General features: G+C 44.4%; 20 protein-coding genes. 3 read left to right on the top strand and 17 right to left on the bottom strand.

Annotated elements, in window-relative coordinates:
- Positions 1 to 7: 7 nt before the first annotated feature.
- The 4 genes from AC1DM9_RS03175 to erpA form a co-directional block, all read right to left on the bottom strand.
- Positions 8 to 664: a response regulator transcription factor gene (locus AC1DM9_RS03175; RefSeq protein WP_076267531.1), complete on the bottom strand. Its 657-nt coding sequence runs from the start codon at positions 662 to 664 to the stop codon at positions 8 to 10.
- A gap of 119 nt (positions 665 to 783) precedes the next feature.
- Complete coding sequence (locus tag AC1DM9_RS03170) at positions 784 to 1,215, bottom strand: GAF domain-containing protein (RefSeq protein ID WP_076267530.1); 432 nt, start codon at positions 1,213 to 1,215, stop codon at positions 784 to 786.
- Between the two features lie 479 nt (positions 1,216 to 1,694).
- Entirely contained in the window at positions 1,695 to 2,087 is a 393-nt protein-coding gene (locus AC1DM9_RS03165; protein WP_477509033.1) for a hypothetical protein, read from the bottom strand.
- Positions 2,088 to 2,208: 121 nt separating this feature from the next.
- A complete protein-coding gene (gene erpA / locus AC1DM9_RS03160; protein ID WP_339204459.1) occupies positions 2,209 to 2,571 on the bottom strand; it encodes an iron-sulfur cluster insertion protein ErpA in 363 nt (120 codons plus the stop codon).
- Between the two features lie 250 nt (positions 2,572 to 2,821).
- On the opposite strand from erpA, the gene mqnE reads away from it, so the two are divergent.
- Positions 2,822 to 3,925: an aminofutalosine synthase MqnE gene (gene mqnE, locus AC1DM9_RS03155; RefSeq protein WP_076267527.1), complete on the top strand. Its 1,104-nt coding sequence runs from the start codon at positions 2,822 to 2,824 to the stop codon at positions 3,923 to 3,925.
- Positions 3,926 to 3,987: 62 nt separating this feature from the next.
- Positions 3,988 to 5,055 carry an NAD(P)/FAD-dependent oxidoreductase gene (locus AC1DM9_RS03150; protein WP_076267526.1) on the top strand — a complete coding sequence of 356 codons (1,068 nt, stop codon included), beginning with the start codon at positions 3,988 to 3,990 and terminating at the stop codon, positions 5,053 to 5,055.
- 9 nt (positions 5,056 to 5,064) lie between these two features.
- On the opposite strand, the gene AC1DM9_RS03145 is transcribed toward AC1DM9_RS03150, so the two are convergent.
- A complete protein-coding gene (locus AC1DM9_RS03145; protein ID WP_477509034.1) occupies positions 5,065 to 5,337 on the bottom strand; it encodes a YuzB family protein in 273 nt (90 codons plus the stop codon).
- Between the two features lie 86 nt (positions 5,338 to 5,423).
- Between AC1DM9_RS03145 and AC1DM9_RS03140 the strand changes: the two genes are divergently transcribed.
- The gene (locus AC1DM9_RS03140; RefSeq protein WP_054026871.1) at positions 5,424 to 5,669 is read left to right on the top strand and encodes a NifU family protein; all 246 of its coding nucleotides are present in this window, start codon (positions 5,424 to 5,426) and stop codon (positions 5,667 to 5,669) included.
- 119 nt (positions 5,670 to 5,788) lie between these two features.
- On the opposite strand, the gene AC1DM9_RS03135 is transcribed toward AC1DM9_RS03140, so the two are convergent.
- The 12 genes from AC1DM9_RS03135 to AC1DM9_RS03080 form a co-directional block, all read right to left on the bottom strand.
- A complete protein-coding gene (locus AC1DM9_RS03135; RefSeq protein WP_076267524.1) occupies positions 5,789 to 6,571 on the bottom strand; it encodes an SDR family oxidoreductase in 783 nt (260 codons plus the stop codon).
- A 19-nt stretch (positions 6,572 to 6,590) separates the two neighbouring features.
- On the bottom strand, positions 6,591 to 7,307 hold the full coding sequence (locus tag AC1DM9_RS03130; RefSeq protein WP_477578494.1) for a Cthe_2314 family HEPN domain-containing protein: 717 nt from the start codon (positions 7,305 to 7,307) through the stop codon (positions 6,591 to 6,593).
- A 66-nt stretch (positions 7,308 to 7,373) separates the two neighbouring features.
- The gene (locus AC1DM9_RS03125) at positions 7,374 to 8,303 is read right to left on the bottom strand and encodes a COX15/CtaA family protein (RefSeq protein ID WP_477578492.1); all 930 of its coding nucleotides are present in this window, start codon (positions 8,301 to 8,303) and stop codon (positions 7,374 to 7,376) included.
- A gap of 157 nt (positions 8,304 to 8,460) precedes the next feature.
- A complete protein-coding gene (locus AC1DM9_RS03120) occupies positions 8,461 to 8,808 on the bottom strand; it encodes a thioredoxin family protein (RefSeq protein WP_477509036.1) in 348 nt (115 codons plus the stop codon).
- Between the two features lie 45 nt (positions 8,809 to 8,853).
- A complete protein-coding gene (locus AC1DM9_RS03115; RefSeq protein WP_477509037.1) occupies positions 8,854 to 10,473 on the bottom strand; it encodes a copper amine oxidase N-terminal domain-containing protein in 1,620 nt (539 codons plus the stop codon).
- Positions 10,474 to 10,617: 144 nt separating this feature from the next.
- Positions 10,618 to 11,799: a polysaccharide deacetylase family protein gene (locus tag AC1DM9_RS03110; protein ID WP_477578489.1), complete on the bottom strand. Its 1,182-nt coding sequence runs from the start codon at positions 11,797 to 11,799 to the stop codon at positions 10,618 to 10,620.
- Positions 11,800 to 11,895: 96 nt separating this feature from the next.
- Entirely contained in the window at positions 11,896 to 13,239 is a 1,344-nt protein-coding gene (locus AC1DM9_RS03105) for a sensor histidine kinase (RefSeq protein ID WP_441876642.1), read from the bottom strand.
- Positions 13,240 to 13,305: 66 nt separating this feature from the next.
- Entirely contained in the window at positions 13,306 to 14,004 is a 699-nt protein-coding gene (locus AC1DM9_RS03100) for a response regulator transcription factor (protein ID WP_339204471.1), read from the bottom strand.
- Between the two features lie 156 nt (positions 14,005 to 14,160).
- Positions 14,161 to 15,594 (bottom strand): ABC transporter substrate-binding protein, encoded by a 1,434-nt coding sequence (locus AC1DM9_RS03095; RefSeq protein ID WP_441876637.1) that lies wholly within the window; start codon positions 15,592 to 15,594, stop codon positions 14,161 to 14,163.
- A 222-nt stretch (positions 15,595 to 15,816) separates the two neighbouring features.
- Positions 15,817 to 17,460 (bottom strand): putative polysaccharide biosynthesis protein, encoded by a 1,644-nt coding sequence (locus tag AC1DM9_RS03090; protein WP_477578486.1) that lies wholly within the window; start codon positions 17,458 to 17,460, stop codon positions 15,817 to 15,819.
- 20 nt (positions 17,461 to 17,480) lie between these two features.
- Positions 17,481 to 18,206 (bottom strand): ThuA domain-containing protein, encoded by a 726-nt coding sequence (locus AC1DM9_RS03085; RefSeq protein WP_441876631.1) that lies wholly within the window; start codon positions 18,204 to 18,206, stop codon positions 17,481 to 17,483.
- A 27-nt stretch (positions 18,207 to 18,233) separates the two neighbouring features.
- The gene (locus AC1DM9_RS03080) at positions 18,234 to 18,716 is read right to left on the bottom strand and encodes a DUF456 domain-containing protein (protein ID WP_441876628.1); all 483 of its coding nucleotides are present in this window, start codon (positions 18,714 to 18,716) and stop codon (positions 18,234 to 18,236) included.
- Positions 18,717 to 18,722: the final 6 nt, after the last annotated feature.

Genomic DNA, 18,722 nt, shown 5'->3' with positions numbered 1-18,722 from the left:
GCCATGCTTAATCAAAATGCAGCAGCCCCTTCTCTAGCGCAAACTTAATGAGCTCCGGCCTTGTTCTAAGCCCAAGCTTATCCATCACATGGCTTTTGTGAGTCTCGACTGTCTTTACGCTAATAATTAAACTTTCCGCTATTTCCTTATTTGAATACCCTTTGGCGATCCAGCCCAAAATCTCCTTTTCACGCTCAGATAACGTGTTGTAAGGGCTGTTGTCTTCCCCGCCTTGCTTCAGCTTGACGAGATATTCGCTCATCAACCGCTTGGTAGCCGTAGGATAAAGATATGCATTTCCTTGCGCAACCGACTGGATCGCTGATATGAGCTCATCATGAGGCGCATTTTTCAAAATATAGCCTGAAGCTCCGATATGAATCGCACGGAACAAATATTCGTCATCGTCATGCATCGTCAAAATAAGAACCGCCGTCTCAGGCAGCAGCTTCTTCAGCTCCGTCGTTGCTGTCATCCCGTCTTTGCCATGCGGCATACTAAGATCCATCAATACAACATCCGGCACTAATTGCTGTGCCATCTGAATGGCTTCGTCCCCTTCCGAGGCTTCCCCTACTACCTCGATATCATGCTTGCCGTGCAGCAGCATTGCTAGACCCGATCTGACCATGGCATGATCATCACAAATAAGCAGCTTAATCATCTTGTTCTCCCCTCACTGGAATGATACCTCTGTCGATATGAGTCTATCATTTCTATTATCTATACTAGTATAGCTTACATTAGGCAGTGAATTGTATTTACAGTCAAAAAAAGCCATCATCAAACGAGCATTGATGAGAGCTCTACTGTAATATGTGAAGCCTTCTCCAGCTCTTCGGCGACATAGGTCTTCTCCGAGCGTCTACCGATAAGCAGAACGCCGCAGATGCCTTTAGGCGTTTGAATGGGTACGCTTGCAGCAATGCGCAGCTGCTCTGTCAGCAGAATCGGCTCTCCTAACTTGAACCGCACCGTATCAGTCATTGCCGAGCTTGTGCTTGCGGTTCTGCCGGAGCGTATCGCAGTACCGGACAAACCCGCAGACGACTTCTGCTCAACAAGCGGTGTGCGCTCACTTATGCTGCCTGACGCCTTGGACCAGCGCAGCTTACGTTTGCCCGTATCGATCAAGCCGAGTATAGCGAAATCGCTGCCTGTCTCCCTCTTCAATCGCTCGATGTATGCAGCGATTTCCGCTTCTATCGTCTTCATCCTCATTCCTCCTTCAGGAAATACAAGCATTCTCTAACCTTATTATAAAGCTAAGCAAATGCTTTGTATGTCAGGGAATTCCCTGAATTAATGCCATCCAAACCATCATTGCCTTAGTATGCATCGAGATTTCGGCATAGAAAAAAGGAGCCCTTTTACAGGCTCCTTCTTCGACGGTGTTTGATCGTACGAGTCTTCACATCTAACACTTCACATTGTTAAGATTACTTGGGCACCGCTTGTACACATTCCGTTTTAATGGATTGCGCTTAGCGTGTGTGTTCAGAGATGCTCTGCGACACAACCCCTCGCTTTCATAAAAGCTTAGTGATTAAATAAGTTCCTCCTGTAGCCCTAGCACCAAAAGGTCCAACGGAACCACACCTCTCTTCACACCGTCAAATCTAATATGCACATCATTTTGCTTCCTTATACCTGTTTTGAAAATTTTTTTGATGCCTGCATTCATCCCATAATGATTAGAAGTTCTCCTGCGTTTGAACAACAATAAGGCTGGATGACTCTTTCTCTGCATCGTGTTGAGCGCTCTTCTGCTCCGCTTCATTTTTGTTCAGCAAATAGAACATTTCGCCTGCAAAAAATACGATCGTAAAACCAATGACTAACATTAGCTTAATCGTCGTCGCTTTATTTCTTTTCATCATTTCATTTTTTTCGGTTTTCATGGTTGTCCATGTTCTCTTGTCCTTTATTGCCGTACTCGCCATGTGGCCGCAAGCACATTGGATCGGTGAATGAAACGCATAGCCTTCTGAGGAAATCGTATAGTTGTCTGTTTGAACTGTATGCTTTCTATTGCATGATGTACAACCTACCTCAATAAACTGTCTATAATCACGAATAAATTTCATGCGCTGTTATCCCCCAAGATGATCGATTTATAGACTTAAAGCCAAACCGACAACAAAAAAAACTTCCGGAATGCATATGAATTTCATACGCATTTCGGAAGATAACATTCACCGCTCGTTATTAGCACTCGCCTGCTGCAGCTGGTTTTCCTGCATCCTTCGCTGTGCGGAACGATGAACCGCAGCCGCAAGTTGCACTTGCATTCGGGTTTTCGATCGTAAAACCGCCGCCCATTGCCGATTCCTTAAAATCGATAACAAGACCGGTTAAGTATTTGACGCTTTCTCCATCTACAACCACTTTAAGGCCTTCCATATCTAAAGCCTTATCGCCTTCATGCTCTTCATCGTCAAAGCCCATGCCGTAAGAGAAACCACTGCAGCCGCCTTCTTTTACGCCAATGCGCAAAAACATTTCAGGGCCGCCCTCTTCAGCAAGCATTTCTTTTATTTTGTCAGATGCTGTATCACTGATTGTGATCATGCTACATCCCTCCGTTTATCCATCATTCGTTTTAATTGGTGATTACTTTTCACTTACTTATTTGTAGTATACTCCAGTTTGTTCAGTTGCTCAATAGAAGCATGCCCACAAATGAAATTTACAATTTGTGTAAATGCCATTACTTTTCTTATTGCCCCTGCTACGTATGAGGTTTATAATAGTTACAGCTTCTTTAATCGGAAAAGAAAGTTATTTTTTTCACAAACTACTTAAATCAGGAGGCTTAGCCATGAACGTTATAATACCGACAGAGGATACAAAGATGCAGCACATTATTGAAAAAGTGCGTCATGGGCAGCGTTTAACGCTTGAAGATGGTGTTTTCTTATATCAATCAGACGATCTGCTTACAATTGGACAGCTCGCAAATGAAGTTGCCCTGCGCAAAAATGGCAAGAAGGTTTATTTTATTGAGAACATGAGTCTTTACTTTACGAACGTATGTGAAGCCCATTGTGCATTTTGCAACTTCCGCAAGGATGAAGGCGAGGAAGGCTCCTACACGCTTAGCGGCGAGCAAATGATTGAATATGTAGAACAGCATTTCCACCCTGGCGTTCGGGAATTTCATATCGTAGGCGGTCATAATCCGAATGTTCCTTTCCAATATTATGTAGATTCTTTGAAAGCATTAAATGAGCGTTATCCCGACGTAACTCTTAAGGCTTATACTGCTGCGGAGATCGACTTTTTCTCCCGAATCAGCGGCTTGACTTACCGCGAGGTGCTTGAGGAGCTCATGAAAGCCGGCCTGAAGTCGCTAACAGGCGGCGGCGCAGAAATATTATCAGATCATTACCGCAAAAAAATGCGTGTAGACAAAGCCGATGTTACCCAATATTTGCAGGTTCACCGGACTGCCCATGAACTAGGCCTGCGCACGCACACAACCATGCTATATGGTTCAATTGAAACGAAAGAAGACCGCATCCGCCACATGATGCATATTCGTGATCTTCAAGACGAAACAAACGGCTTCCAAGTATTTATTCCGCTTTCCATGCAGCCGATTAATCCAAGAGCCGGCATTCGCAGACGTAATTCAGCATTCGAGGATCTTAAGACGATTGCAATCAGCCGTTTGATGCTCGACAACTTCCAGCATATTAAGGCTTACTTTATTAACATTGGTGTACAGCTTACACAAGTCGCATTAACGATGGGAGCATCGGATGCGCATGGCACGATTGTGAAGGAAAAAATCAGTCATGCTGCAGGTGCCCTAACTCCTGAAGGCATAACGCGCGAAGATCTCATTTGGCTCATTAAAGGCGCAGGACGAATTCCGGTGGAACGCGATACTTTTTACAATGAAATTAAAGTTTACGAGTGAGTAATCTACAACACGAACGCACAAAATAGACCATCATCTAGAAACGTGGAGTTGGAAATCATATGAGAAAACTTATTATTTTGGGCGGAGGTTATGGCGGTCTTGCCATAGCTAACGAGCTCTTAGAAAAACAGTTGCCGATCGATGTTTCCATCGTACTGATTGACCGAATGCCTTTTCAAGGCTTAAAAACGGAATATTACGCGCTTGCTGCAGGAACTGTTTCAGACCTGGAGCTTCGCGTAAAATTTCCAGTTGATCCGAGAATTTCACTCGCTTACGGCGAGGTCACCGATGTGGATATGGAGCTGAAGCTTGTTCATATCGAAGGTCAAGAATCAATGGAATATGAATGGCTTGTGATCGGCCTTGGATGTACGGATAAATATCATGGGATTGAAGGCGCTGAGCAGTATTCTACGAGCATTCAGACCTTCTCAGCCGCTAGACAAACCTACGCTCAGCTCAATGACGTTAAACCTTATGGCCAAGTGTCCATTGTAGGCGGCGGACTAAGCGGTGTCGAGGTTGCAGCGGAACTGCGCGAGAGTCGTCCTGATCTTAACATTCGTATTTTGGATCGCGGGCCTAAGGTGCTCTCGGCTTTCCCGAGCAAGCTGCAATCCTTTGTAGCGGAATGGTTCGGAGAGCATCATGTTGAAATGCGCGGCCATGTCGGACTTACAAAAGTCGAAGGCGGCATTTTGCATGATGGTAATTCTTCAACGCCTATTTATACAGACGTAACGGTATGGACAGCAGGCATCCAGCCTGTACCGCTTGTGCAGCGAATGGAATTGCCGAAGGATAATCAAGGCAGACTTATCATTAATGAATACCATCAATTGCCGGATCATACCGATGTATTTATCGTTGGTGACTGCGCGGCACTGCCGCTGTCGCCAAGCGGTCAAGCCGCAGGTGCCCAAGGCAAGCAAATTGCCGAGGTCCTGCAGGCTATCTGGCATGATAAGACACCTCGTCTTGGCAAAATCAAGCTAAAAGGCGTTCTCGGTTCACTTGGCAAAAAAAGCGGCTTCGGCTTGATGGGCGGAACCGCGATTATGGGCCGTGTGCCGCGCCTTGTTAAGAGTGGAGTGCTTTGGAGATCTAAACGTCACCTTGGCTAGTACATGGTATTACAAATCATCGAGCAGCTTATCCAGCTCATCTTGATCTGCCTTTTGCTGCTCAATGGCTTTCAAAATATTGTCGTACAGCTCGTCTACCGAGTCTGCGGATACGATTGCACCCTCAACTAACGCAAATGGGTTTAAATAACATTCGCCGCAGTTGCCTAAGCAGCCATATTCGGTTACTTCGTATTCATCATTTTGCTCAAATAATTGCATTATACGATCAGTGCCGTGGTGCATATTACTGGCACAAAACTCAATCATTGTTTTAAACATGATGCTTCACCTAACTTTACTAAGTTACTATCCATTTTCAATTGCTTCACTTTGTACTATAATAGGGGAGAAAGGAGATGATTGCAATGAGTGAACAAGTACAAGACACGATGTACGATGAAGTATTGGACGTACTCGATAAGCTTCGTCCGTTTTTGCAGCGCGACGGCGGCGATGTTGAACTAGTCGATGTTGAAGGCGGCATCATCAAGCTTCGCCTAATGGGTGCATGCGGAAGCTGCCCAAGCTCGACGATCACGCTTAAAGCGGGTATCGAACGCGCACTTCTCGAAGAAGTTGAAGGTGTAATCGAAGTCGTTCAAGTATTCTAAAAATATAAGAACGAATCATGATTGCTCTAGGCATGACAAATGATGAAGAGTCTTATCGACAGCATAGGAGCTAGCTCCGAAGCTTAACGATAAGACTCTTTTTTTTAATTCCTATAAGATCAGAACATCCCTTTAATATTGGCGACAATTGGATCAAAGCCGCCTGTGACATCAATTACATTGCCCGTTAAGAAATTCGATTGCCGGTCACATAGAAACAGCACCACGCGCGCTACATCCTCGCCAGTACCCGGACGTCCGATCGGCGATTCTTTATCGTAGTCTTCCTCAACCTCAGCAATAGATCGTTCCTTGTTGACGCCCCGAATATCTCCAGGCCCAATTAAATTAACGGTAATGCCATGCGGTGCTTCTTCGACTGCTAACGACTTCGTAAACGAGACAAGTCCTGTCTTCGCTGCGGCATATACCGCTCGATGCGGCCAAGCCCGCGCTTCTCCTGCATGTCCGAAGCCAAAGTGAACGATGCGTCCCCATTTGCGCTCACGCATGCCAGGCAGCAGGCGATGATCCAGCAGCATAACGCCTAACAAATTGCCATGGAGCAGTCTAATAATAGTCTCTTCATCATATTCGCTGAATAGACGCCGCTTGCGGACAAATGGGCCTGCGTTGTTGACCAGTATATCTACGCCGCCAAACGAGCGCTCAGCCTCGTCAGCAAGCCGCTCAACGCCCTCAGTCGTAGCAATATCAGCTTGCACGGTAATTGCCTTTACACCAAGCTGCTCGATCTGTGCCTTTACCTGCTGTGCTTCAAGCTCGCTCTCGTAGTAGTTAATGACAACATTGCAGCCTTGCTCAGCAAGCTGGAGCGCCGTTCGTTTGCCGAGTCCCTTAGCGCTGCCTGTTACTAATGCTGTTTTCCCTTTGAGTCCCACGAGTTTTCCCCCCTCGGGATTATGGTTGCTTGTTTCGCATCAATCCGCATGCGTATTGATACGTGAGCAGCAGCGATTCCATCGCTAAATATAGACCCTGCGTCAAATCAGCGGATTGCTCTGCTACATTTTCCAGCTTGATCTCTTCACCGTACATACGGCTGCTTTGAATAAGATCATCCTGCATCTCCGAGTTCATAAAATGAATCTCGGTATTTCTGCGCTTGCGCATCCTTGTTGTTGATTCCTTGTATTTCTCCTTCACATCATTCAGCTTCCAAGTAAGCCCTGGATGAGCTTTCTTCTCCCGCATGTTGCGCAAAACGGTGAAATAAGAAAAATGCGGCTTGATCTGCTCCGTTCTCATATCGAGCAGCTCATTAAGGAACGTACCAAGCTTATCCAGCAAAGAAAATACACGGATAAAAGCGTTTTTATCAAAGTAGATATAACGATTATAATGGATACGTTCCTCATCTGTCATTTGTTTGAGAGATGAGGAAGTAATTTTATGTTGAAAATGAAGGGCGACATAATGGCTTTGCTCTAGCTCGTCCAATGAAGAACGAAGTCCAAGCGTCCAAATCTCATATTTGCGCAGCTTTTGAACGTCAGCTCCGTTCTCAGCCATTTTTTTGGACAAAATGGAGATGAACTGATCCATGAAACGATACGTTTCTGCAAGGGTTCCTTCCGCTTTTCTTAAGGGTTCATCAAACAGGAAACGCAGCATCATCGAACAGTCCCTTCTACATTTACATGCTTACAGCTGACTTTGATCATTTCATTTCAAATGCTTTTACTATCCTTTGCGCCCTTCTCTGAGGCGCCATGAACGAATTAATATGTCCATTAATAATCCAAACAATCCGGTTACAATTAGATTGTGCAATAAATTGGTGAACAGAAACCACTCTGAGTTTGTAATCGTAGCTGTCAAAAGTGCGCCGCTGAAAATTTGAGTAATGACAAGTCCGAGCGTCCACGCAGCAGGCTTCGTTAATCCCGCTCCGCCATGGCTGACCTTACGAATATGGAGAAACAATCCTGCAAGGCTGATACCAAGCAGCAAAGCAGCCACACGGTGGATAAATACCGCTCCTGTTGCTCCGCTAATCTCTGGAATTACTTCACCGTTACAAAGCGGCCAGCCTAGACATCCGCCGCCAGACTCCGTATGCCGAATGAATGCTCCCAAATATACAACAACGTAACAAAAGATAGCGGTAAGCAGGACGCGAGGGAAAATAGAGCGCGGTACTTTAAACTCCACTGGCGGTCCGTCTTTCGCTCTAAACGTCCAAATAACTAACAGCAGTGTTGCTGCAAAAGCGATTAAGGAAATACCAAAATGTATGGCCATAATAGGTGGCGATTGAGGCCACATGACGGCGGCCGCCCCCATTAACGCTTGGATGATTGTGAATAACAATGCACCGCCAGCATAAAAAAGTGGCTCTTTGTAGCTTTTTCGGTTTTGTCTAAATTTACGGAACATTGCAACGGCAGTTGCGAGAACAAGAAGACCTTCAAAACCTGTCACAAGCCGATGTGAATATTCAATCATGGATTCAATTGTATAAGCAGGAATAAATTTGCCATGACACAAAGGCCAGTCATCACCGCAGCCTCGTCCAGAATCCGTATTCGTCACTAATGCTCCGCCGAGCAGTACAAGAAGCATTCCGATGCACGCAGCGAGAGCTAGCGCGCGAAAACGCCCGGTTACCATAATAAAATCACCTTATTTCATGTTTTAATAACAGTTCAATTATAGCCATAAAAAAAGGCAAAAGCCATGTTGAAAATGTGACACTTCAAGTAGAAGCACTGAAAAAAAGGAAAGCCCGCGCTGAGAGAACGAATTCTCACAAGGCGCGGACTAACGATTACTTATGAGCCAGCGCATCGCTGACTTGGATGGAACGATCGACGAATTCCTCGATTTCCTCGCGTGATTTGCGCAGCTTGCTAACGAATCTAACTAGCTCCTTGCTCTCACGGAAAGCGATAAAGCTCGGTATGCCCAGTATGTTCAGTTCGGAGCAAAGATCAGGTAGATCGTCGCGATCCAGCTCGATGAAAGTAACCTTGCCCTCATAATGACGTTCTAAATCCGGCATAAACGGATCGATAAAATGGCAATCCTTGCACCAAGTCGTCTTAAATACTGCAATCGTGAGCCCTTCGCTTGCCACTGCTTCGCGGAAAGCCTCATCTGTCGTTAACTTTTTCATCTCGCACCTCTGCACATCGTTGTATTTAACATGATCTTATGTTGCTTAGACTTCCCGATCCAGCGTAAATATTCTCATGTCTTCGCCCATGTCGACCCAGCCAATCTTTGCTTTTAATGCTGCAGCCAAATTACGCGCTGGAACATAAGTCGTACCATTAATAACGGTTACCGGGAACGCCCATTTTACATTTTTACCGTTAACGACGGCTGTATCGCTGCCATTTTTTAGAACAATGGTCGTATTTGTAGCTCCGTCATTAACTTTTAAGCTTTTTGTTTTTGCATCATACGTCAGGGTAGCACCCAACTGCTCAACCGTATCGCGGAGAGGAATAATTGTAATATTGTCGGCAGTCAAAATGACAGGATTATAATAATCAGAAGGATACCATGTGATGTTCTGCTTGCCGATATGCAATTTATTTTTCAATAAATCATAAGCAAATGATTTTTCATCAAATTGCTTCAATACTTGATAACCTTGCATGCCAAAAAGCTTATCTACAGAAATATCCGTCTTGGATGCTACAGGCGCATCTGCCTTTACATCGCCGTTTACATTCCAAGTTTCGCTTTCAACCTTGATTGTCAGCCCTTTAACCGGCAAAATACCGTATTCTAGGTCCACTGTTGGAACATAAGAAAGCTCATAGGCTTGCTTCCGCATATCTAGCTTATTATCGAAATAAACATCTGCTTTGATGGTTAGGTCCTTGCTGAAAATTTCATCTAATGTTTCATCAGGCTCTTCCTCAAGCAGCTTCAGCTCGCCCTGCAGCTCCGTTAAGAGAAGAGCGATAGCGTCCGTTGCTTCCTTGATCGCTTCCTTAGGATCCTGAGTATCTAATTCGCTGCCTTCAAATGGGTTAATCGTACCTGCAGCTGCCCATACATTTGGATTGCTCTGAAGAATCTCAAACACGCCTGTTATCATCTTGTCTAAACCAACACGATCAGCAACAAGTGCATCAACATATTTTTTCACCCATGCCCAAATTTCAGGACCATCGAGGTCAACATGCACTTTCATCAATGAAGTCGGTGAACCATTAATGGATTCATTTACTGGCTTCACTTCAATTCGTTCTGGATTTGGCAGGTTATGTATAACATACGAGCCAATGGTATCCAGCATCTGGTGACCAAGCGCAGTTAGCGCCGCTTCATCAACTGCCGGAGCTTCAGTAGATGCTGCTCCCGCTGGCAAGACCGTCAAATCTGATACCCCTGTCAAACCAAGCAAACCCTCGCTCGTCAGATCAAGCACAAAAGGATGCTTTGCTCCCTCAAGCTCCATCACAGCAAGTTTGTCAGACATTTTCAATGAAAATTTAATGCTTGCCGTTTCTCCAAAAACGAGACTTCCATCCATGGAGATATTTGAGCTGTCCTGCGCTTTAACATGATCCAGTTGAAGCTTCATATTGGAAACCAGCTTCATAATGGCAAGTTCCTCTTCAGGAGCACCTTCATAGGCTTCCTCATCTAGCAAGAGCTTAAATTCTAGCGACTGCTTGCTTTCACTTGAAGTAACTTTAAGCGAGTTTTTGAGCGCCGTATTAAAATCAAGATTGGAAACCGCTTGACAACCGGCAACGAAAATAAGTGTTAAAGCTAATAAAAGAATTAATAACTTGCTTGGTCTTGCAAAAAATGATTTCATCCACTCGTCTCCTTTGTTATCGAACATCAATAAGCAGGTTATTGTTATTCACAAACTCTACTCATTGTACAGGAGACTCTATTTGTTGTAAATGTATGGAAAGCACTAGTTTTGTCGAATTTTCAAGCCTTTTACAAGCAGACATTACGACTGTTTTGTTTGAATTTCCACTTGCTTTGTTTCACGACGCCAATTGATTTTCCAATCATAATAATTTGCAATGTCTCGCAACGCAATCATATGCACCTCAGTACCGGATTTCTCGGAGAAATGGATGCCAGGAACCTCTTTCTCATCAATAAACAGCTTAGCAGAATGATCGCCCTTCAACTTACGGAAAAGCTCTTCTTCGGTTTCACCTGCTCTTGCCCCATTGATTCGGAAACTATTGTGATGCAACTTAGAGTTAATGCCTTCTTTCGTCGTAAACGTAATAGGTATACCTACCGCTTTTGTCAGCTCCAAAACAGCTTCATTATGAGCACCATATGGAAACGCAAGTGCACTCACCTTATTGCCGAGTTCACTCTTCAGCCGCTCCTCAGCCCTAAGCAAATCTTTTTTCAACCGTTCAACGTACTCCGCCTTTGTTTCCAACTTTTTCTTTTGTTTATCATAATTAAGCTTGGACATGACAGGCGCTTCATTACCGTGTTCGTTCACTGCTCCATAACGATGCATATCAAAGGTGTGGCTCATAAAGCTCATTCCCGCTTGCTGCATTTCCCTCATCTGATCCCAAGTCAGCTTTGGTGTTCCCGGCTTCGTACGGTCATCGATCGTCGAGACGATTACAAAGTTGACAGCAGGATAACCGTATTCCTTCAGAATCGGATAAGCAAGCTTATAAAAGCTTTCATAGCCGTCATCAAATGTAATCAACAGCGCATTGTCCGGCACATGGCCTTTTCCTTGCATGAAGTTAATATATTGTTCAATAGTAATAACTTGAAAGCCGTTTTGCTTCACAAGCTGCATTTGTTTTTTAAATCGCTCCACAGCAATAATGCCATCAGACTGAGGTTTTATTGCGATATCATGATACATAAGAACGGCGACCTGCTCTGAATAATAAACACTCTTTTTACTAGAAGACATACTGAATAAATCAAACTGCTTGTCAAACGCTTGCTCCAAATATTGCGCCGACACCATCAAGCGGTCGTTTTGAATCATAGCAGGTGCTTGGCCCTCTAGCTTTGTACCATTTACTATCAATTGAACGCTGTTTACCTTGTTCTCATTTGAACATCCTGTCAGCAGCCATCCAACCATCATAGCGACAGCAATGACGATTGCTAGCGCTGCTTTTTTCTTTTGATCCATTATGATTTCCCCCTCAACTACCCAACTAATGGATAGTGTAGAGGAGAAATCTTATCGACTGCGTTTATAGCCGCTTAACATATGCTTAAAGAAATCTTAAGTTTCAAGATGCGCCAACGGGAAGCTCATCTCGAATATCGTTTCCTTAGTGGAACTGCTAACCGATATTCGTCCATTTTGCGCTTCGATAATACTTTTGGTAATCGCGAGTCCAAGCCCCGTTCCTCCAGACCCCGATTCAGAAGATCGTGATCGGTCAACACGGTAGAAGCGGTCAAAAATAAAAGGAACATCTTGTGCCGGAATTTGCTCGCCGTAATTAATAACTCGAATGACAGCTCGATCTTCTATATTCTCGATCTGCAAATCGATAATTTTGCCTGAGCTGCCATATTGAATGGCGTTCGTCATTAAATTATCGAAGGCGCGCGCCAGCATATTCCCGTCCGCCATAATGAACAATGTGTTTTCCTTTGTTTGAATATTGCAGGTCATCTTGGCCTTCTCTAGGCTTGGAACGAACTCCTCCGTAAGCTGAAGTGCGAAGCCGACAATGTCTAGTTCATCAAGCTCCAGCGGCATGCCGTTGTTTAGCTTTGTGTATTCAAACAGATCATCGATTAATCGTTTCAGATGCTTCGATTTCTCATAGGCGATGTTAACGAAATATCGGAGCTCTACCTCATCCTGATACCGATCCTGATCGATCAGTTCAAGGAAACCTAAAATGGACGTAAGCGGTGTACGCAGATCATGAGATACACCGGTAATTAAATCATTTTTTGATTTCTCGGCATTTCGCTCATCCTGCAGCAGCTGATTGAATTGCTGGCCTAATCCATTTATGCTGCTTGCTATTTCTCCAAGCTCATCCGACGCTTTGACAGGAATAACATAATCAAGCTCCCCAGCACCCAGCTGCTGCAGGCCAAATCGGATTTCCTTCAAATAGTTAATCATGTTCCTGCTTGTCCAGAAAAATAACGCTAGAAAAAGCAGACATCCAAAAATAGCAATGACAGGGGCAGAACCAATATTGTTTACGATCCAAATTAATGTACGATTATACGATGTGTATTGTATAAGAAAATAGGCAAGCAAATGTCCTGCAATGACGCAGCATAACATAAGACCTAAGCTTTGTAAGAAAGCAATGATAAAGGATAAGCGAATGGTACGGAAAAACTTATAGCCCTTCTGATTATCACTCGCTCCACGCTGGTCAAGCTTCCTGTAGCATATTACAAAAATCAATAAACCCGCAGCAGCTGCGATTGGCGTTGATCCGATGTTCTCAATTGCCCATATAATTGTCTTGTCGTATGGCTTTATATCTAACATAAACCACAGCAGCATCCAGCCAATCACAGCAAACAGCACCGCTGCTCCTAAACTTGCTGCAGCTGCCTTTAAGTTGAATTTGTTCTTTTTCTTCATCATTTCAGCACCTTCATTTGCGAGGTTTGCATCTAAATAGGCAGGTGGAAGACGAGGTTCACACGATGCCTATAGCGCATCCATTTTATAGCCTATTCCCCAAACGGTTTTGATAAATCTCGGATTTTGGGCGTCCTTCTCAATTTTCTCTCTAATTTTACGGATGTGAACCATAACGGTGTTTTTGGATTCCATAAAAGGCTCGTTCCAAGCGCTCTCATATATTTTGTCCATACTGAGGACGATACCACGATTGACTGCCAGCAGGGTAAGAATAGAAAATTCACGAGGCGTTAGTTTAATTTCCTGCCGATCAACGGTTACCGTATGCGTAGCTGTATTTATAATGAGATCATCAATGATGATCTCATTGTCATTATGACTCGCTTTCGAATGAAATTGCTTCGCTCTGCGGATATGCGATTTGACGCTGGCGAGCAGTACCAGCGGGCTGAATGGCTTCGTGACATATTCGTCCGCACCAAGGCTAAGTCCCGATATTTTATCAATATCCTGAGATTTGGCGGACAGCATAATAATCGGAATATGGTTTTGCTCGCGAATTTTCATGCATGCTTCAAGCCCGTCCATAACAGGCATCATCACATCAAGTATAATAAGATCCACCTTATGCGTATTAAGCTTCTCCAGCGCTTCAAGCCCATTGGATGCCTTCAGCATCGTAAATCCTTCATTTTTAAAATAAATCTCCATTAGGCTTAATATTTCCTTCTCATCATCTACCATAAGTATCGTTTCTCTATTCATATCTCTGTACTCCCTCCTGCGGTGTGCTTCTCATTAAATATAACATGATCTGTATCCATTGGTTCATTTATGTATGTTACAGTGTGGCGCCGCAAATAAAAAAAGGAGCAGACTTCGCTTGAAGGCGTAAGCAAGCTCCCCTTTATGATTGATTTCTTACTCCGTTTTGGACGATGCTTCGCTGTTTTCACCAGCAGCTGCGTCATCCGGCCGTGCAGCATCTTCTTTAGCAAGCATTTCTTGGCCTTTAACCTGCAATATACTAAGTGCAGAGTTTAAATCCTGTGTGTCTTCCTTCACCTTTTTCATCTCTTCCTTAACCGCCGTTGTGAATTCCCCATAGAAGTTGTCAGGCAGCTTGTCAAAATTTTTGTAGCCATTAAAAGCACTTGGCTTTAACTCATAGAATGCACCATAATTATGCCCTTCAACATCCGTAATATATTTCGTGCGAACCGGCAAACCATTGTAATTGTTCGACTTTGATTTTACTCTTGCATAATCATCGCTTGTCACATACTTGAGAAAATCCCATGCGACGTCCTTGTTTGGAGAGTCTGCTCGAATTGCAAACAGATTATTAAATGACATCAGATTTGATTCATCTGGACTTTGCTGTCCGATTGGTGCTGTCACAATGTCCCAGTTTTTTACGATCTTATCTTTTAGGCTTGGATAGTCGCTTGCCTGCTTGATTTGGTTCGTGTAACCAACGTCTTGAATCGTCATCGCCAAACGGCCGGACAGGAAAGGATCTGATAACAGGTAATCCTCATAGGACTGTGACATCGCTCCCGCTTGGCTGCTCATACTTTCAAAATAAAGCGCGTTTGATTCTATTGCATCCAGCGCCTGCTGAAATGCATTTTTCCACGAATCCGTATGTATGGTCATTTGCTTTTGCCCAGCATTCACATAGCTAACTTTTTCAGACTCTGCCAGCATAATGGCCAAATCAAACAGCTCCTCGCGATATCCCATCTTCAAACCGTATACCCGCTCCTTCCTATCACCGCCCGTAGGGAAACGCCTCGCCAATTGTATCGTTTCATTCCAGCTCATTCGACTTCGCGGAAGCTCAATTTTGTATTTTTCAAATAAATCCTTGTTGTAGTAAATAACCTGGCTGTAGAAGCTAGGCGCTAAACCGTATACTTTTCCGCCGCCCTGCTCTTTTAAATAGTCAAGCATACCGGGAATCAATCCCTCGGTTTCGTACTTTTCCTTTTCCATAACAGCATCGAGATCATAAAGCTTGCCTTCTTGTGACAGCTTTTGGTACCTCTCTGCATCCAGCATTAAAATATCAGGCTGTTTTTCTTCTATAAATTTGTTAAACGCAGTATCGTAGTCTGTATTTTCTTCACTATACATCGACTGATTGCTGACGACTTCAATTTCAACATTCGGATATAATGCCGAGAACACCATACCATAATCTTGAAAGAACATGCCTTCATCGTAATACATGACCTTCAGTGACGACTGCTTCATTTTATTACTATCCTTATTGTCCCCTCCAAAGCTGCAGCCAGTTGCCACTAATGCCAAAACAACGACTGATAAAACAAACCTTGACCTTACTTTCATCTCTCGTTTCTCTCCCTCTCCACATATCCCTAATATGTATCCATATCCTACTGATATATAGTCTAGAGGAAAAAACTTACTAATTCTCTCTGCTATTTCTTAACATTAGCTTAATGAATGCTTAAGTTTTTCAAAGTTTTCGAAGCAGTGCGGGAGCTCTAACGAAAAAAAGGACACATCCCCCTATAAGGGCTGTGTCCTTTCTTCCATGATAACTTATGATTATACCGCTTTTTTGTAAAATGGCTTTAAAACAATCCCGAGTATTTTGCGGAGCGGCCCTGGGAACGAGCGCACATCCTCTGGTGTAATAACGCGAAGCGCAGCGAGCAATATGAGATAAAGTGAGCCTACAACAACAGATGCAACAGCTGCTGCCAAGAAATAGGAAAGCTTATCTGCCCATGCTCCCGTAATAGCCAGCACCCCGTACTCAGCTCCCCAGCCTGCGAGGGCAGGTACAGCAATTGCGATCAAATAGGCAATCCATTTGCCGCCTAGCACGTTCAAGTTAACGTCCTTGTTAATGCTTCTTAAATTCAAATACGTAATGACAACGAAACAAATCGTAGATCCAATAATAAATCCGTATACGCCAAGCAAAGGAGCAAGCGCCAGACTGAACACCACTTTAAGCGCCAAACCAATAAACGTATGGTTCATCGGCAGCTTAGGCTTGTTGAGTCCGTATAGGATCGAATTAGAAATCATCATTGTAATTTGGAAGATCGCTCCGGCTGTAAGCATCGCTACCGTCCCGCTTCCGCTTGGAGTCGTAAATAACAGTCCAGTTACGGAATAAGAGGCTACTGCCAGCAGCAGCGCAACCGGTACGCCTGTAAACAACACAATCCGCATGACGAGCGAGGATTGACGCTGCACTTCCTTCATATTATTCAAGGCAAATGCCGAGGAAATGATTGGAATAATCGAAGCGCCAAGCGCAATCGCAAGAATCGGAGGTATGCCCGCTATCCCCATCGCCTTCGTGGAGTAATCCGCCAACGCTTTTGTTGCAGAATTTTCATTATAAAAGGATTCCGTCAATCGCATAAATATCGTTATATCAAAAAAGTACAATAGCTGTACCGTCATAGCCGTTACGACAGCAGGAATGGAAGTGCCGAATATTTCTTTATAAATAGTCCGATAAGGCAGGTTGGAGCTTGTCTTTACCGACTTATCCTTCACACTTATAGCGGATTTGGCATGCTCCGATTGATCTTGTTTTTTCAGCTTCCGCCAAAACCACATCATAACCGAAAATGCACCAATACTTCCGAGTACAGAACCAAACGCAATAGCTGCAGCGCCGTACTTATCTCCCCAGCCCCAGCCGAGTACGATCAGGGCTAGTCCAATTCCACCGATGAGCCGCAAAATTTGTTCCATGATTTGAGAAATACCGCCTGCGGACATGATCTGCCGTCCTTGGAAGTAACCTCGCATCATCGCAATAATAGGAAATAGCAGCAGCGCAGGCGCTATAGCTTGCAGCGATAAAGCTGCATCCGGCACCTTCGAGAACCGTTCATAAGCTGGTGCAAAAACAAACATCGCAGTGGCAAGCAATATCCCTGTCACTGCTCCAAACATTAATGCCGCTCGATAAATTCGCTTGGCTTCATCGGGGCGGCCAAGCGCATAGCGCTGAGAAATCATTTTACTAATCGATAGCGGTATGCCGCCCGTCGCAATCGTTAGCAGTAATAAGTAAATCGTATTCGCTGAGTTGAATGCCGCCTGTCCGGCAGCTCCCAGCATATATTCGAGCGGAATCCGCTGGAACAAGCCGAGAAACCGGACGACCAGCGCTGCGGCTGCCAGTATAATTGTGCCTTTAATTAATGAGTCTTTTTTTAGCATAATGGTCTGTCAAAGTCTCCCTATCCTTTATTTCCAATGGGCTCCAGCGGCTGATGATTGCCGCGTACGGGCACTGCTGCATGAGATGGAGAAGCCCAACGCACACCATTTTGAATCACTTGCAGCACTTGCGGGTTATAGTAAGTTGGATAAGTCTCATGCCCCGGACGGAAGTAAAAGATTTTACCTTGGCCGCGGTTAAAGGTACAGCCGCTGCGGAACACCTCGCCGCCTTCAAACCAGCTCACAAAAACAAGCTCATCCGGCGCTGGGATATCAAAATGCTCACCATACATTTCCTCATGCTCCAGCGTAATGTATTCCGGCAAGCCGGCTGCTATCGGATGCGCTGGATTTACGACCCAAATTCTTTCCTTCTCGCCCACTTCACGCCATTTGAGATCACAGCCTGTGCCCATCAGCTTTTTGAAAATTTTTGAGAAGTGACCCGAGTGCAGCACGATTAAGCCCATGCCTGCGAGTACGCGCTGTTGAACACGATCTACAATGGCGTCATCCACCTGGTCATGCCCCATATGTCCCCACCATACTAGAACATCCGTATTGGCTAGACGCTCTTCTGTAAGGCCATGCTCCGGCTCCTCAAGCGTTGATGTCGCTACTTCGATATCTCCACTTGCGATCCCTTTGGCTAAAGCTTGATGAATGCCATCTGGATATATTTTTTTGACTTCCTCATGAATCTTCTCATGCAAAAACTCATTCCATACGGTTACTTTAATCATTGAGCTATCCACCTTTTATTCATTTCATTAAAAGACGAGCCATAGGACAAACACCAAGATCATCGCCAGCTGCAAAATTACCTTCACGACTACGCTTGAAAACAATCCTACAACTGAACCTAAACCAACCTTGAGCGATTTGTCAAAACGTGTTCCGATAATCATCTCACCAATGACGGCACCCACAAAAGGACCGATAATAAGGCCAAGTGCTGGGATAACGAAAGGACCAAAGATAAGACCAATTGTACTGCCGATCACTGAGGCTCGCGAGCCTCCAAATCGTTTGACGCCCCAGGCGCTAACCGCATAATCGGCGACAAACAGCACGATTAAAGTTACCGTCTGAATGAACCAGAACCAAAAACCAAATTCACTAAACGAGAAAAATAAGCCATAAACAAAAAATGCGCCATAAATGGCAAGAGCTCCCGGAAGAATCGGATAAATAGCTCCTGCCATCCCTACTACAAATAATAGAATAACTAATGTCCAGCCTAAAATATCCATACGTTT

Source organism: Paenibacillus sp. 01T431 (assembly GCF_056398625.1).
The sequence above is the reverse complement of the archived record's forward strand: the minus strand, read 5'-3'. Positions and strand labels throughout refer to the sequence as shown.